Source organism: Bartonella sp. CL63NXGY (genome assembly GCF_042194905.1).
Lineage (GTDB): Bacteria > Pseudomonadota > Alphaproteobacteria > Rhizobiales > Rhizobiaceae > Bartonella.
Map to the genome: position 1 here is coordinate 1 of NZ_JBHINK010000157.1, position 555 is coordinate 555.

The window sequence follows — 555 nt, forward strand, 5'->3', positions numbered from 1 at the left end:
CTCCGAAAGGCTGGAATATTGATGGCTTGAAGACTGGTAATACAGATGCAGCTGGAAAGTGCATTATCACGACAGGAATGCTCAATGGTCGAAGGGTGATTTTGGTTGCGCTGCACACCAAAGGTGACTGGAACGATCAATCGAAAGAATCCAAAGAATTTTATGAACAATTGGCGGATCGCTATCAGCCGGTGACGTTAAATTCAACCAAGCAGGTGAGTCGTAAAGTTCAGAAAACTTATGTAGCTCATGCCAAGGATCGCCATCATACTGGAATTGATTTAGTTCAACCAACTACTGTGTGGGTTCCTAAAGGGAGTACTTGGCAACAGATGCAGCCAACATTATCAGTGCAACAAGCAGATCGCTCCTTTACCGGACAGTTGAAAGCCCCTGTGAAGAAAGGCCAGACGGTTGGTAATTTGGTTCTTCATCCTGGGGACTTACCAAGTATGAAGATTCCGGTTCAAGCTACCAACAACGTAAAGAAAGCTTCGTTATTTAATCTTTAAAGTAATAAAAGAGGATCACTTACTAGTGATCCTCTTTTATTTT

1 pseudogene is annotated in these 555 nt (G+C 42.7%); it reads left to right on the forward strand.

Annotation, left to right across the window (positions count from 1 at the left end):
• A pseudogene (locus ACFIK0_RS09885) lies at positions 1-512 on the forward strand (hypothetical protein); the annotation flags it as partial.
• Positions 513-555: the final 43 nt, after the last annotated feature.